15 protein-coding genes are annotated in these 15,391 nt (G+C 36.7%); 6 read left to right on the plus strand and 9 right to left on the minus strand.

All coding sequences use genetic code 11. The features are described from left to right. Positions 1-7 precede the first annotated feature (7 nt). The 3 genes from ACWITO_RS06640 (at position 8) to ACWITO_RS06650 (ending at position 4,122) form a co-directional block, all read left to right on the plus strand. Positions 8-1,438 carry a TolC family protein gene (locus tag ACWITO_RS06640; RefSeq protein WP_448529215.1) on the plus strand — a complete coding sequence of 477 codons (1,431 nt, stop codon included), beginning with the start codon at positions 8-10 and terminating at the stop codon, positions 1,436-1,438. A 56-nt stretch (positions 1,439-1,494) separates the two neighbouring features. Further along, positions 1,495-1,884 carry a MerC domain-containing protein gene (locus tag ACWITO_RS06645; RefSeq protein WP_448529216.1) on the plus strand — a complete coding sequence of 130 codons (390 nt, stop codon included), beginning with the start codon at positions 1,495-1,497 and terminating at the stop codon, positions 1,882-1,884. 120 nt (positions 1,885-2,004) lie between these two features. Further along, positions 2,005-4,122 carry a hypothetical protein gene (locus ACWITO_RS06650; RefSeq protein WP_448529217.1) on the plus strand — a complete coding sequence of 706 codons (2,118 nt, stop codon included), beginning with the start codon at positions 2,005-2,007 and terminating at the stop codon, positions 4,120-4,122. Here ACWITO_RS06650 and ACWITO_RS06655 read toward each other — a convergent pair. From ACWITO_RS06655 to ACWITO_RS06670, 4 genes are all read right to left on the minus strand, one after another. After that, positions 4,097-4,462 (minus strand): hypothetical protein, encoded by a 366-nt coding sequence (locus ACWITO_RS06655; RefSeq protein ID WP_448529218.1) that lies wholly within the window; start codon positions 4,460-4,462, stop codon positions 4,097-4,099. The two genes, ACWITO_RS06650 and ACWITO_RS06655, sit on opposite strands and share 26 nt — an antisense overlap. A gap of 95 nt (positions 4,463-4,557) precedes the next feature. Next, the gene (locus ACWITO_RS06660; RefSeq protein WP_448529219.1) at positions 4,558-5,559 is read right to left on the minus strand and encodes a hypothetical protein; all 1,002 of its coding nucleotides are present in this window, start codon (positions 5,557-5,559) and stop codon (positions 4,558-4,560) included. A gap of 59 nt (positions 5,560-5,618) precedes the next feature. Then, positions 5,619-8,633 (minus strand): ATP-binding cassette domain-containing protein, encoded by a 3,015-nt coding sequence (locus ACWITO_RS06665; protein WP_448529220.1) that lies wholly within the window; start codon positions 8,631-8,633, stop codon positions 5,619-5,621. A 38-nt stretch (positions 8,634-8,671) separates the two neighbouring features. Further along, positions 8,672-10,090: an NADH-quinone oxidoreductase subunit N gene (locus ACWITO_RS06670; RefSeq protein ID WP_448529221.1), complete on the minus strand. Its 1,419-nt coding sequence runs from the start codon at positions 10,088-10,090 to the stop codon at positions 8,672-8,674. A 70-nt stretch (positions 10,091-10,160) separates the two neighbouring features. On the opposite strand from ACWITO_RS06670, the gene ACWITO_RS06675 reads away from it, so the two are divergent. After that, a complete protein-coding gene (locus ACWITO_RS06675) occupies positions 10,161-11,027 on the plus strand; it encodes an EamA family transporter (RefSeq protein ID WP_448529222.1) in 867 nt (288 codons plus the stop codon). Positions 11,028-11,038: 11 nt separating this feature from the next. Here the strand turns inward: ACWITO_RS06675 and ACWITO_RS06680 are convergent, their stop codons facing one another. The 4 genes from ACWITO_RS06680 to ACWITO_RS06695 all read right to left on the minus strand — a co-directional run bounded on the left by ACWITO_RS06680 (position 11,039) and on the right by ACWITO_RS06695 (position 13,546). Continuing rightward, the gene (locus ACWITO_RS06680) at positions 11,039-11,902 is read right to left on the minus strand and encodes a hypothetical protein (protein WP_448529223.1); all 864 of its coding nucleotides are present in this window, start codon (positions 11,900-11,902) and stop codon (positions 11,039-11,041) included. Positions 11,903-11,973: 71 nt separating this feature from the next. After that, positions 11,974-12,234: a DUF4282 domain-containing protein gene (locus ACWITO_RS06685; protein ID WP_448529224.1), complete on the minus strand. Its 261-nt coding sequence runs from the start codon at positions 12,232-12,234 to the stop codon at positions 11,974-11,976. A 96-nt stretch (positions 12,235-12,330) separates the two neighbouring features. After that, complete coding sequence (locus tag ACWITO_RS06690; protein WP_448529225.1) at positions 12,331-13,170, minus strand: DUF6591 domain-containing protein; 840 nt, start codon at positions 13,168-13,170, stop codon at positions 12,331-12,333. Between the two features lie 52 nt (positions 13,171-13,222). Then, the gene (locus ACWITO_RS06695; RefSeq protein ID WP_448529226.1) at positions 13,223-13,546 is read right to left on the minus strand and encodes a hypothetical protein; all 324 of its coding nucleotides are present in this window, start codon (positions 13,544-13,546) and stop codon (positions 13,223-13,225) included. A 317-nt stretch (positions 13,547-13,863) separates the two neighbouring features. On the opposite strand from ACWITO_RS06695, the gene ACWITO_RS06700 reads away from it, so the two are divergent. Next, the gene (locus ACWITO_RS06700) at positions 13,864-14,430 is read left to right on the plus strand and encodes a hypothetical protein (RefSeq protein ID WP_448529227.1); all 567 of its coding nucleotides are present in this window, start codon (positions 13,864-13,866) and stop codon (positions 14,428-14,430) included. Between the two features lie 5 nt (positions 14,431-14,435). Next, entirely contained in the window at positions 14,436-15,068 is a 633-nt protein-coding gene (locus ACWITO_RS06705) for a hypothetical protein (RefSeq protein ID WP_448529228.1), read from the plus strand. Between the two features lie 4 nt (positions 15,069-15,072). Here ACWITO_RS06705 and ACWITO_RS06710 read toward each other — a convergent pair. Next, positions 15,073-15,391: PD-(D/E)XK nuclease domain-containing protein (locus ACWITO_RS06710; RefSeq protein WP_448529229.1), on the minus strand; the 319-nt coding region annotated here is incomplete at its 5' end.

Here is a 15,391-nt window from a genome sequence, read left to right on the forward strand (position 1 = left end):
GCAATGAATGAAAACTTGGCTTGCAATTTTAACATTATTCATTACTACCGCAATATTTGCTCAAAAAAATATCAGTTTAGAGGATATTTTGCGTTGGTCGGGCAGTCAGACTTTTGATTTCCAGAAAGCAGAAAAAGAGTTTCAAATTAGTTTTTGGCAATATCGCTATCACCTTTCTAACAACAAACCCCGCCTAATGTTCAACGGCGATTTGCCTAATTTTAGCAGAACTATCATTCCCGTAACGCAAAACGATGGTGTAGAGGCTTTCCGTGAGCGAAGTTTAGCTACTTCGCTGGTAGAACTTTCTATTGCCCAAAATATTGCCTCCACAGGTACAACTATTTTTGCTTCCTCACAGCTCAATCGTATAGACGTTTTTCAGCCCACCAATGCCGTTTCTTACCTTGCCTATCCTGCTCTCGTAGGTATTAGGCAACCTTTGGGTAGTTTTAATGCAATGCGTTGGGAAAACAAAATTCAGCCTATACGCTACCAAGAATCACAAAAAAAGTTCAAAGAAGATGCAGAAATGGCAAAAGTAAAGGGTATGCAGTTGTTTTTTCAGTTGCTTTTAGAGCAAGAAAATTTGCAGATGCTGGAAAAACAAAAAATATTCAGCGATAGCCTTTTTGTGCTGGCACAAAAGCGATTTTCAGTAGGGAAAATCACGGAAAATGAGCTTTTACGCAATGAAATCAATTATTTACAAGCCGAGCAAGAACTCACCCAAGGCAGAAATCAGTATGAGTTCGCTTTAAGGCAGTTTCAGAGTTATTTCAAGCTCAACGAAAATGTGCAACTGCAATACCCCAGCGAGCTGGTAGCCGAAATAAATTTGGAAATAGCTTTGGAACGTTTTCGCAAAAATAGTCGTAAAAGCATAGAAATTCAGCGGAAAATTACCGAAGCCGATAAAGAACTTGCCCAAGCACGTGCCAATGCAGGCTTAAAAGCTGATATTTCTCTGGCTTTTGGGCTTTCCAAAGACGGACAAACCATCAGAGATGTGTATAGAAACGTAAAAGACCAAGAAAATGCTCGTATATCGTTTCAAATTCCGATTCTGGATTGGCAAAGGGGAAAATCGCAAGTGAGGGTGGCTCAATTGCAAAAAGAGATGATTTTGCAAGAAACTGAAAGAGAAATGCAAGAATTGGAACTGGAATTGGAACTGCAAATAAAAAACTGGTTGGTAGCCCAAAAACAATTAGAAATTGCTAAAAAAAATCAGACCATTGCCCGAAAAGTGTATCTGATGACCTACCAAGAATACCTGAATGGCAACACCAACCTAAGCGAGCTGGAAAGAGCATTTGCCAGCCAAAGTCTTTCACAACAAAACTATTTGAAGCAATTAGAAGCCATTTGGGTAGGCTATTACAAAATCCGACTACTCACGCTCTACGACTTTGAAAAAAATTTACCCCTTGATTGAACAAAAACATTTGCAACTTTGTTGCTTTTCTGTATATTTGCAACAAAGTTGAAACAATGAAACGCTTTTATCATCAATTTGTAGCTAAGTTAGGATTTTCACTTTCTTTACTTTGTGGTTTGCATTGCCTTGCCACCCCTGCTCTGCTTGCTTTTATGCCTGCCGTAGCCGAATGGTTTTCGGAAGAGGTAGAAATAAGCATTACGTTAATTAGTTTTGTGATTGGTTTTTCGGTTCTTTGGAAAGATTTGCGTTTGCATAAATTTGCCCCTCCCTTGCTTTTACTGATTTTTTCATTTGCTCTTATTCTGATAAGCCAGATTTTTGTTCATAGGCATTTTTTAGATATTTTGGGCATTGTAGGCATTGCTTTGTCATATCTTTGGAATTGGTACAAAATTCGCCAAGTGCGTATGTGTGCCTGCGTAGTAAAAGCAAAAGAGTAAAATTATTCTTTCCAACTTGGCTATTCTACAAATACGCAAATTTGTAAGTTTTGACATAAATTTTTCCCTTGTCTAATTTTGGTTTTTACGAATTTTCTATTTTTACCGAAAGTTTGAGGTATGCTTTTTCGGAAAAATGCCGTTATCGCCGCTGCGGTTAGTTTTTTTATTACTTGTATCATTCCGCTTTATATTTGGGGCTTTCAGATGCCTTCGGTTACGCTTCTGAAAAGTTTAGGTTTGGCTTGGTTTATTTTGCTTTTGCCTCAATTTTTACCACAGCCCCGAAAACTTCTCTGGTGGCGAACTTACAGCCTGCAAAGTGTGTATCTGCTTTTGAGCCTTGCAAGTTTAGGATTTCTGAAACGCTATGCAGAATGGTTAGGCTTTTTGAGTTGGGGCATTGCTTTGTTGGGTATTCTTGCAGGCTTGTATATTTTCGGGGCTATTGCAAGTTCTCGTGCTTTTTCGGTAAAAAAAATCGTAGGATACGCCTTTTTAGCACTTTTAGTGGGTAGTTATTTGCTGGGGCATATTTACAAATTCGCTTTCTCCCCTATCCTTCTTGAAAACTTTTCTGCACTGAACTTACCACATACCTATCTGGATACGGTGTATCATAGTGCTTGTGCCAAAATGTTTCAAACCTATGAAGTTTTTACAACAGGTTTGGACGGCACTATTCCAATGAACTACAATGTTTTTACGCATTGGCTTGGTGGGCATTTGGCTTATTTTTTTGAAATACCCATTCATCAATACTACAACCTCACGTATCCGATTGTATTTTTCGCTTTTTGGATTTTTGCTTTCTTAGAACTTGTACAAAGGCTTTTTGCTTTTTTCGCTCAAAAAAGAACTTCTACACTTACGAATTTATCTACTTCGCTTTGGTTTTGGGTAATTTTTTTGTGTATCCTTTTCCCGCTACCCGATAATATCTATACAAGAGGACTTTTGGGGCTTCATTTTGTGCAAACACACACCTACACCATTGCACTGGGTTTCTTTTTCATTTTTGTAGAAAGCCTAATTACCTTTTGGCAAACGGAAAGCCAAAAAAAGGTTTTGATTTGGTTCTTTTTGCCTGTATTTGGCTTTGTTTTAGGAACGGCTCACGTTGCTGTTGTAGTAGCCCTTACGGCAGGTGCAGGCTATTTGTTTTTACGAAAAAAACTTTTTACAAAATGGTACTATTGGCTTTGGATTTTGCTGATGCTGGCAAATTTAGTGATTTGCTACCTTTTTACTGCTGAAACCATTCCTTTTAGTGGTCAGGAAAAAAGCTACGAGGGACGAATGGAGTGGTTTCATTTTTTCCGCCAAGAGCATTTTGAGCCTTTTAACTTTTGGATAGTTTTTTATGGAACTCTGTATGTAGCAACTTTTCTTTACCTTTGGAACGAAAAAATTAGCCTATCAAATTGGTTTCGTAGAACCGATACCATTTTTATTGAACTGCTCTGGGTAGTTGCTTTGGCGGGCATAGCTCCTAATGTAGTGCTTGTGCTTTTTGGTAGTACAGGAATGTATTTTTTGAGCGTACAAAGATTTTTGGCGGCGGCTTTTTTGCTTGCCTATTTCCCTTTTATTCCTGCTTTAAGTTTTAATTTTTGGAAGTGGCTCAAATATCCCGTATTCGTAGGGATAGCCTTGCTGATGTATATGATGTACCGAAACAATTTTAATGATTCGTGGGAAGCAAATTTTCAGGCTCGCAAGAAAATTATGCAAATCAATGATTTTTCTTGGAAAGCTACGCATTATCTTGAAAATGTATTCCGTCCCCAACACCCTGATTGGCATAAGGCAAAAAGAATATTCAGCGATAGCTTGCAAATCAGAATCCAACAAAATAGCTACTATCAATTTATTCAAAAAATTGCAGAGCTAAACAAACTACCTGTTGCCGAAAAAGAAGAGGCTTTGTTGTATATTCCTTTTCATAAACTCCATTTCCCGCAGTGGGAAACAGCCCTTGCAACACAAGACGGAATGTATTTGGTGGGCGTTTCAGGACTGGCTCTCCTCAATGGTTTGCCTCCCCCCAAATATCCTGTGGGTGCGTATGGTTTTGGTTATTACGACCATAGCTTGCGTGAAAAAACTTGGACACAAGGTTTTACAACAGAGGAACTCAAAAAATTGACGCTCCAAAAAGGCTTCAAATACTTGTACCTTTTTCAGCCTGAAAAGCAAAATTTTGAAAAAATCACTTGCTCTGAGCCAGCAAGATAATGCCTCCTACAATCAGAAAAGTGCCTGCAATTTTTTGCCAAGAAAGTGGCTCGGAGAAAAAATAGTGGCTCAAAAATAGCACCAGCACAAAAGCAATGCTTGTGAATGGATAAGCAAAAGACAAATCAAACTTGGTAAGTGCGGCTATCCACGTAAAACTTGCTAAGAAAGCCGAAGCAAAACTACTAATTACCCAAAAATCCCAAAAAACCTCCCAAAAATATTGCAATTTCGCCCAAAAACCTTCGGGCATTGAGCCTTTGAGATTCAAACGCCATTTAAGAATTATCTGTCCGTAGGCTGTCAGTACAATGGTCAGGAAAATATACAAATAGCCCATAGCAAGAAGGTTTGAGGTTTGAGGTTTGGGGTTTGAAGTTTGAGGGGTTTGAAGTTTGAGGTTTTTGAAAAATCAAGCTAATCCCGATAATCCTGCTAATTTTTAAGTTGAAAATCCAAAGTTTTCAGTTCTTCATCTTCCAAAGCCTTTTCGTAGAGTTTGAAAATTTTATCTTGTGTATCTACGCCAATTCCCATAATAAACAAAATAGTGTGTTCGTTATGTACCTCTTCGGCAAGTAGTATTCCCTTTTTTTCTAAAAAACCAAATACCAAAGGTTTGTATTTAACAAACTCCTCTAAAAGTTTCTTGAAACGCTCATCAATTTCTTTGTAAATAGCTTTTACTTGCGAATTTAGAACTATTTTTTCATAAATTTTGGGGTGTTTGTGTTTGGCATATTGTAAGTATTTGAGAATGTAATACTTAAACTCCACGTATGCGTGATAGCTATCGTAATAATTGGAAAAATAGCCCTCCCAGTGCTTAGCATCTTGATACGACTCTCGCTCATAAAACTCTCTGCTTTCAAATGCTACCCAAGTCTGATGATAAAAGGCGTTCCATTCGTCCAATAAGCCAAAAAAGCCTATTTTTTGAGGCAAAAGAGCAAGATTTTTCGTATCAATGAACGTTTTGTAACGCTCCTCTCGCAAGTGATTGGGAATAATTTTGGCTATTTCGCTGGCAGGAAAAGTAGAGATAATTTCGGAAAAAATTTCCTTGTTTTCATCAAAATAGAAAAGCAAGTATTCTTTGCCTACTTCAAAAAGTTGCGGTTTTTCTTCCAAATACCTGAAAGCCCCACGCCGAGAATAATCGTGATAGATTTCGTGAATCATCAAGGGTATTTCGTGAATGATAATATCACGGTGGGTGGTATCGGTAAGATAAATCATAAAGTCCAAATGCCTACCGATATTGATAGTAGCCCCAGGCAAATTCACTACCGAATTGGTTTGATAGTATTTTTGCAAAAGATAGGCGTGTTCTCGGGAATGTACCCTCAAAAACTGAATGGCATACTTTCGGGCAGAAGTTTGAGCATTTGCAAGCAAAAAACCAAAAAAACTTATCAGAAGGAGCAAAACCCTCATATATCAACATTTAGCTAGGCTATGAAATTCTTATCACAAATGTAAAAAATAATTCTCTTTTACCCAAAAGTAAATTTGAGTTTCCAAAAAAGCATTTCCAACCACTTTACAAAGCGTGCCAGCAAACGAAAATATAAGATAAAGTAAGTGGCAATTATCATTATCCACAAAACAGCCAAATTGAATAATAAAGTGCTTATCGTTTCACCTGCAAATTTTTTATTGGGGGCAAAAAAATGAGCAGAAACATCTTGGGCATCAATATAAACCGCATTGGCAATGGGTTCTATATGTTTTTGCAAAACAACTAATTTTTGCTCACTATCCAGTTGTTTTACCAAACGAGCCACCGCTTCGTTATGATACTTTTGCCGAAGGCTCTGATGAGCAGGATTTTTTCGTAAAAAATCATCTTTGGCTTTTGTAGCCGCTTGTTGTTCTTGTTTGTAATATTTTCGGATATTTTTGAAAATCTTTTCAATTTGGCTGTAAGTACCTGCAATATTTTTAGCCTCTGTAAGGGCGTAAAGCGTAGGAATTTCTTTTCTATCTATTTTTTCTAATTCTTTGGTAAGCTCGTTCCGAATGAGCCAAAAAGTCTGCCCCGACTGATACGGATTGCTTCGGGCTTTATCCAAAAGTTTCTGCAATTCAGGCAAATAAAATACTTTTTTGTATTCGGCGGTTGCTATGATTTTATCGTAAGCGTACAAAGGTTTTTCGTAGGCATTTTCCTTGAACTGCACCACCATTAGAGCCTCAAATGCCCAACGCGACGCTAAAAGCTCCGAAAACCAAGGAATATGGTCTTGGGCAGAAAATTTGAAGTCGGGATTCACTTTATCAAAACGAATCACAATGCCCCCCAAAACAAGTTGCGGAATCAATAGTAGAGGTATCAGAATATACACCGTAACTGCGGATTTGAAAGAGTCTGAAATCAGCAAGCCCAAAACATTGGCAAAAGCCGAACAAGAAAAAAGCACCATAAAATACTCCCAAGTCATTCCGCGAATTTCTAAAAGGCTATTGCCTATCCATACCAAAGCCAGTGTTTGCACAAAGGAAAGCATAAAAAGCACCGCCACTTTGGCAAGCAAATAGCTATTACGACTCAAATGCAAAAAAGCCTCTCTTTTGAGAATTTTTCTATCGCTGATAATCTGCTCGGCACTCCCTACCAGCCCCGAAAATAATGCCACAATAATTGCAATAAAAATATAAGCAGGGATATTTTCATTTTCACCAAATGTATAGGGCTTATTAGGCTCGTGATAGCGATTCACATACGCCAAGCCAAAAGCCAAAAGCGGTGCTTGCAACAAATTGACAAGCAAATATTGCGAATGATTTACTTTGTTTTTCAAATCTCTTTTCAAAAAAATCCACCATTGCCTAATTCGGTTAGGTAATTGAATACGCTGATTGGTAATTTCAGCTTGAATGGGGACTTCATTTTTAGATTGGCTTTCCAGCTCTTTTTGATAAATTTCGTGCCATTGTTGGGGCGAGATTTTTCTTTTTTCTGTAAAGCGTCCATATTCATTAACAATTTTGGCGGAAATAATATCAAAAATTTGTCCTACATCAATATTACCACACTCGCCACATTCGCCTTGGCTACGGCTCACCTGCCTTGCGTGCTTACGAAAATACGGCACTGCATCAATAGGACTGCCATAATAAATCGGATAGCCCCCTGTATCCAGCACGAGCAGTTTATCAAACATTTTGAAAATCGTTGCTGAAGGCTGATGAATGACTACTATCACAAGTTTGCCTTCCAGAGCAAGCTCTTTGAGCAAATCCATAATATTTTCCGAATCGCGAGAAGAAAGCCCCGAAGTAGGTTCATCAACAAAAAGAATAGCGGGTTTGCGTAATAGCTCTAAACCGATATTCAAGCGTTTTCTTTGCCCGCCACTAATGGTTCTTTCCAGCGGCGAGCCAACTTGCAAATGAGCAACTTCCTGCAAACCCAAATCCCTCAAAACCTCTTCTACACTTTCCTGAATTTGTGCTTCATTCTGGCTACCCAAGCTCAATTTTGCCGCATAATACAAGTTATCATAAACGCTCAAATGCTCAATGAGCAAATCATCTTGCGGCACATAGCCGATAATACCTTCTAATTTTTCTTTATGCACATTACGCCCATTGATAAGCACTTCGCCGCTATGAGGTTTTAGGTTTCCATTAAGCACTTCCAGCAGTGTAGATTTTCCTGCACCACTCTCGCCCATTATCCCCAAAAGTTTGCCACCGCTTTCGGCAAAGCTAATTTCCCGAATACCATTTTTTTTGCTTGCAAAAAGATGAGTTACACGTTTGGCTTCCAAATAAATTCTTTGCTCTTGCTTGGTTTTTCGGAAAATGCTCACAATATCGCTGTAATAAATGGCTTCTATGCGTCCTCCTCTGATAACACTGCCCGGCGAAAGGAAATAAATATGCCCGCTTCTGAGCAAAAAGCCATTCAGATAGTAATCTTGCTCGCCAATGTATTTGAAAAGATACGTTTCCAGATTGGGTACTCGCAAAACAAGCATAAATCCTTGCAGATGAGGCTGATGCAAATGATAAGCATAATGAATATTGGCAAAAGGTGTAATATAAAGCGTATTTTCAAGGAAATGTTTTTCAATGTAATCAATGGTGATGAAGTTGATAAAATTTTCTACTTCGTTCTGTTCAAAATTAAAAATAGAGGCAACGGTATGAATGAACTCCCATTCGTTAGGGCTGATTTCGCCATCGGCGGCGATAAGTTCAATCATTTTGATAAGAGCTACAAGTTTTTGCTGTTGGGTAAGCTCCTGATTGATACGCGTACATATCACGAGCATACGCGACGAAATACGCGTACTTGTAAGTTTTAAGCCACTATCATCAGTTTCTACGGTACGAAGTTTGGAAAATTCCTCAAAAATCAGCAAGTATTTATGCACCTGTTCAGGGCTAAGATGCTCTTGCAAAAAATTTTCTACTAAATTCCTATAAGTGGGTTGTGTGCCTTCCAAAGAAGCCGTAATACCAAATAGTTGCATTAGGGCTTTGAGTATCTCCTCGGTCATAGTGTCATATAGCTTTGCCGAAGGCAAGATAGAAAAACTTACTTAAAAAGCAAAAAAGGACGGAAAAATAAAAGCAAAATCAGAACTAATAAAAGTGATACCCAGAAATACAGACGTAAGTTTTTTTGCCTCTGAAAATTTTTAGAAGGTCTGAAAAAAGCTAAAAACGGGATTTTGAGGTAATAAAAAAGTGCCAAAAATGTAGCCAGCAACCCCACCACCAGCCAAGCCAGTAAAATACTTTCTTGCGAGCTTTGGTATTTTTCCCAAAGCAAAGAAAAAAGCAATATTTTAGCCGAAAAACCTGCCGTAGGGGGCAAACCTGCAAGCGTCAGAAAGCCAACAAACATTGCTATCATCAAGAAAGTATCTTTTTGCCCCAAGCCCTCAAATTGTTGAATTTCTGTAATCTGATGTTTGGTTTCGTAATGCTCTGCCAAAGCAAAGAGTAAAAAGTTTGCCAGCACATATACCAGCAAGAAAAACAAAAGGATTTTTTCATCACTGCTTTTGTGCAAGTTGGTAGCTATAAGCAAAAAACCCGCACCAGCTACCGAACTATACGCAAGCATACGTTTAAGATTTTTCTGCCAAAAAGCTACAAGATTGCCCACCAAAATACTTGCCATTGCCACCACAAAAAAAACTTGTGGCAGAGCAGGCAAGAGTGGCTCGTAAGCAAGCGAAATTTTGTAAAGCATCGCTACACTGGCAATTTTAGGGGCAGTAGCTAAAAAGGCTGTTACCGAAGTAGGAGCAATTTGGTAGGCATCGGGGGTCCAGATGTGCCAAGGAAATGCAGAAATTTTAAGTAAAAATCCCGAAAGCACCAAAATAAAAGCCACATAAGCCAGTTTGGTATTACTGATTTTCCAAAGGATATTTTCAAAGCTCAAAACACCGCCCTGCAAACCATATAGCCAAGAAATGCCATAAATCATTATTGCCGAAGCCATTATGCCGAATAGCAAATATTTCAAAGAACCTTCCAAACTATTTTTCTGCCAAGAAAGCACTACCAACACGTACAAAGCTACCGCTGAGAGTTCTAAAGAAATAAGCAAAGTGAGCCATTCTTGGCTGGTAAGCATAAGCATTAGCCCCAAACTCGCCGATAGGAGCAGAAAGTAATACTCACCCAAAACTTTATTTTGAATAATTTGAACCGGCTTTGGAAAAAAAATAGCCACAAGCAAAGCAGAAAACAAAATCATCTGACGAAAAGCAGAAAAAGAAGGCTCCTGGTGTATCTGATACGCCCAATATAAGGCAACGAGTAAAATAAGAACGTAGAAACCTTCCAGTAGCGAGGCGAACCAAATTTTATTTTGCCATTTTTTTTCAAACAGCGAAAGCAAAAGCAAGAGATTCAAACCGATTGCAATGCTAATTTCGGGAAGTAAAAAAGGAAATTTTTGCCAAAAACTCTCTATAAAACTATTCAGTAGGTTCTCCATTGAAAGTGCTTGTAATTTCAGGCAAAAATCTGCATTTTGGGGCAAAAAGCAAAATTCAAGGTTGAAATTTATGAAACCTGAAATACTTGCTCTTATCAGTGTAGCAATTGTTCATTTCGCTTTTGCCATTGCCGATTCGCTTTGGAAAGTACCTTTGCGAGAAGTTTCGGCAGAAAAAGGGATTTTTATTCGCAACTTATGGACTACTACTTTTTTAGGAATTGTGGCTTGGATTATGCAAGAAAATCATCATTTTTCTTGGCAAGACGTAGTTTTTTCGGTGCTAATGTCTTTTGTTTCGTATTGGGGTTTGTATTTTTTTGTAAAATCTCAGCAGTATTTGCCTTTGAGCCTTATTGGTAGGTTTTTAGCATTGAGTAGTTTTTTTCATTTTTGGTGGAGTATTGTCTATTACAAAGAGCCTTTTGTGTGGCAAAAAGCTATCTTGTTTGGCATTTCCTTTTTTGCTTCCTTGCTTATTACCTTCAAAACAGGTTCTATAAATGCTCAACTACAGCACCGAGGCATATTATTTGCTGTTTTAGCAGGCATTTTTTGGGCAATCAGTTATGCTTTTTTCAAAGAAACTACCGAAAAATTAGGACCTTCGCGATTTGGATTTATTTTAGAACTGACCATCTTATGCGTTAGTGGCTTTCAACTATTATGGCAAAGAAAATTTACCCAAACTTTTACGCTTTCGGGTAAGAGTTTTCTGTTTTTATTGCTAATAGCTTTTTTGGGAGCATTGGGCGTATATTTTAGCAATCTTTCTTATCTGTTTGTGCCTCTCTCTTCTTTGCTGATAATACGAGTAATAGGCGACACCCTTCCTTTGGCAATAGGTGTATTTATCTACAAAGAAAAATTGACTTACTTGCAATACATTGGCATTATTCTTTCGCTTATTGCTAATTGGGGGCTAATGGTTTTATGATAAAACCTTATCTACTGTATTTCTTCAAAACTTGTAGCTAAGGCAAAACCTTGTTTTAATGCTTCATCTACAATTTTTTTCCATATTTCCTTAGTATTGAAAAGATTGAGTTTTTTTATGCCCTGAGTAATTTTTGCTAAACCTATAAAATCATTCCCATAATTCAGTAAAAGTCTTTTGTGTCTATTGTTTCCTTCCAATTTTATATTACAAGGTACAAAGGAAAAATACTCCTTATCATCATCAAACATTTTAGCTTCATAGAAAATCCACTCTTTACACTCATTTTGTTTTTTTACGGATTTACAGAGGTCTATTTCAGGCTCACAATCTTTATATTTTTCTAATTGCTTTAAGGTAAGCTCTACAAGGGCTTTAGGACACTCATTAAATTTTACCTCCTCAAATCTTTTTGATGATTTCACAACGAATAATGTATCTAATAAAAAACCTTGTTTTGAATACGAACCAAAAAGTATCAAATCATTCTCTTGAAGTTCCCTTAGTATTTTTTTACTACATTGCATACAATTCGTATAGTAAAAGTTTGAGGCAAATACAAAAGGATCGGTATTTGAAACTACTTTTACAGGCTTATACTTCAAAGTTGGTTTATGTAAGTAAGCAGGACTATCAGAATTTAGCTTCTCGTAATAACTTGCCCCTTCCCACTCTCCCCAGAAGTATAATTCTCCCTTTTGAGTATTTTGAGAAAGATTGCATAAATATTCTCCGCTAGCTTTTAAGTATTTACGAAAGTGCTTACCTTTAGAGTTCCAATAACGAATATTTTTCTCTTGACAATAATGAATATTTCTGTCTTTTTGGGGAAACAAATATTCTTTACCCGGATGCATAAATTGTATAGCTTTCATAAGAGTTGATTTTTAAGTTAAAAATTAGGTTTCGTAGACATCACATCTACGAAACCTGCTTTAATGAACTACTATTTAAGCATTTCTTTGGTTTTTCTTAATTGCTCATAGATTCCAAAAATCACTAGCCAAGTTTCAAGAAATAGTCTTACAATAATGGTTATGACTGAGAAGCCTAACAAACCAACAAGTAAACGTTCTGGGAATTTACCCATTTTTTCAAAGAAAATAAAGTAAAGTGATACTATAAGTAAAACGATTTCTATTAACCAAAATAGGATTTTGACAACATAAGGCATAATCAATACCTCAAAGAACAAAAATTTTTTCATAAACTTAATATTTTTTAGGTTACTCCTACTCTTTTGGCTTTTCGGAAAACGCCCCGTTTTTTCAGTGGTTGCTGGTCTCCACTTTTATTCGTATCATTAGAGTTTACTTGCGGCATTTGCAATTTTCATCTGAATTGCTGAAATTTTTGCCAAGTCTGCTGGGCTACAAGATAATGAACTTACTTTGCTTTGCATAGAAGCGGCTTTTGAAGCCATACTCTGATACTCGGATAATAAAGAAACATCATTAGGATTAGCCTTATACTTTTCAAGTAAGCTGATGTAGCTGGAAGCAAAGCTATCATACTCACTCACAAAACTACTACAATCACCTTCTGATGCCTCGCTACTGCTAGTACTAGAAGCTGAAGAGTTACTTGATTTTTGTTTTGGTTCATATTCTACTTTTGAGTTTACTATTATTTTTTTTGCTTTTGCATATGTTTTTCTTTTATCATAGCTCATACTAAATTTTACCCAACGTTTTTCACCTTTTTTAGCAGTAATTAAATTTTTCATTTCTTCATAATCAGAGTATTGCAAATTTGTATCAAAAGGGCTCCCACTTTCCTCCATTAAATCTACCATTACACACCAAGTATATTCCCCACCACTATTTGATTTACAAGGTTGTTGATTATTTAATTCGAAAGGTAAATCATCTGAAATTTTCTCAAATTCAACCATTATAGCATCAGCTTCTAATTCTCCTTCCCCCCAAGGGTCTTTGGTCTTGATTATACCCTGTGTAACCTTAAAATAGTTCTTTAAGTCCCCACTAATTTCAGCTGTTACCTCTAATTTGTGGTCTACTGGATCTGCCGCTTTTTTCTCTTTCTTACAAGCAGTTAATGAAACCAGTAAAACTGCTAGTACTTTAGCAAGATTTTGGAATTTTTTCACGGTCATTCTGCCGCTTACTTTGAAATCTGCCATAGTTGTTTTGGGTTTAAGGGTTGAACAATCAATTTTTAGGTTTATTTCAAGTTTATACAACTTGCTCTTTCAGACTTGCTTTGTTGAGCGAGAGGTCTTTGCTTATGGTTTCACCCTCTTTATTTAGTACCTCTATTCTCAAGCCAAAGCGTTCAAGAAACATTTTCTCAAAATTTTCCACGAGCATATTGCCCCGCAACTCTACAAAACTCGTAGGAATACGCATAAAAGAAACCTTGTGCAAAGTGCTATCGTCAGCGGCTATTTCATTGCTTGTAGCAGAAGCATATACCCGTATGCGTAAGCCTTCCTTTTCATAGAGTTCTTTACGCAATCGTTTTACACTCATTCGCCCTGTAATTTTGAGAACTTTCACAATGCCTAATGTTTAATCTTTGCAACAAAAATAAAGTGCAAAACAAGAAAAATTTTGGTCAAATTTGTCCAAATACAAAAAATTGAAAATCAAATAATTAAACAATGTTCAGCAAACATATAAAAACAAACAATATTTACATATAAACATATTTTTTGTTTTTACTAATAAATAAAAATCTGTATTTCAGTTTTTTACAAAAAATAAACTTTGTAAGACCTCGTAAAAGATTGGAGAGAAAAATTTTCTTTGGAAAAAGTTTGGAGAGAAAAGGAAAAATTTTTAGAATTGCTTACAGGCAAAATACCCCAAAAGCTATGCAAGACGCTTCATTTTTACAACTTCTGCAAGAAAAATTACTTGAAAAAATCAATTATCAAAAAGCAAATTACACAGCCGTTGCCAAATTGAGCCAAAGCATAGAAGATTCGCTCGGCGAACACATCTCTGAAACTACCCTTAAAAGAATTTTTAATCTTATCCCTGTTCAATCCGAATTTAGAACTTCTACGCTGGATATTCTTGCTCAATACATAGGTTATGCGACTTGGGATAAGTTCAAAGCAGAAAATGATTTCTATACCAAGAAAACATTTCAACCTACCTTCAACCAAATCGTAGATGAAGCCAAACTTCTAAAAATTTGCCTCAAAAATCATCATTTTGATACTGTACTGGAATACATCAGCGAAATGCCTATGCCTGTGAATAAGAAAAAAATGAAGAAAGTCTTTGGGAACAGACAATACCACGCACTCTTTGGTTTTCTGCGGCACAGGATAAAGTCATTTTTCAAGCACTTGCTCCCGAACTTGCTAAAATCCCCGCAGGTCAGTTTTATTTTTATGAAGCTACCCCCAATACCGAATACGCTCCTTTTTTGAAAGCTATGGAGCAATACTATGCTCGCTTTGTTAATTTCAAAAATAAAGAATATGGCTTACGCGACTATGTATTTACACAAGCAATGCTTCACAAAAAATTTACTCACGAAAACAAACCTCAAAAAGCTTATTTAGTGCTTGCAAATGTATACAAGAAATACCCCTTTGATGAAAGCATACTCCAACAAGTACGCGATGCTTTTCCAATAATGCGTTATACAGCGAATTATTTGTTGTATTTACATCAGAAAAATTCTCTAACATTTAAGGAAATAGATAAGGTTTTTTTGATTGCTGAAAAGCCTTCTACCGCTTACGAAACTTTTGCTGTTTTATTAAAGGTCATTTTTGAAATCAATCCAGAATATGCTCTACCCAAAATCAAAAGTTTTCTGCAATCAGAAAAATTAAGAAGCATAGATGGTGATATAATTGAGTTTATCTATAAATTGGTGGTGTATTGTGAGCAAAAAAGTGCCGAGCATATTTTGCAAGAAATTCTTTTACTCTTTGAGCAAAAAGTGCAAGAATGTCATAATGATTTTTGCCTCAGTTTTCTTTCCTTTGAGCCTAAAACACAAAAGCAGTTTTGGTATATTAAAAGAAAAATTGCAAGTTTATCTGCTATCCAAGTGTAAATATCTATGAAGTAATTGCTTTCTCTACAAAAACCTTATCCTTTACCACTACCACTGCCAGCAAATTCAGCATCTTTTTGCTTTGCAAAAGTGTATCCTTTTGGTAATAACCTAAAATTTGCTCTTTTGCCTCTTGCATTGTCTCTGCAAGCATTGCCTCTTGCTCTTTTTTCAGATATTTTAGCTCAATAGCAAACTGATGATGCGTGTTGGGGTTATTGGGACGGATAAATAACTCTATATCCACATAACCTCCACCCGCTACTTCTCGCTCACTTTGTACCCAAAAAATATTTGTCTGGCTAAAATACGCTATCATTGCC

It is taken from the genome of Raineya sp. (assembly GCF_053497555.1).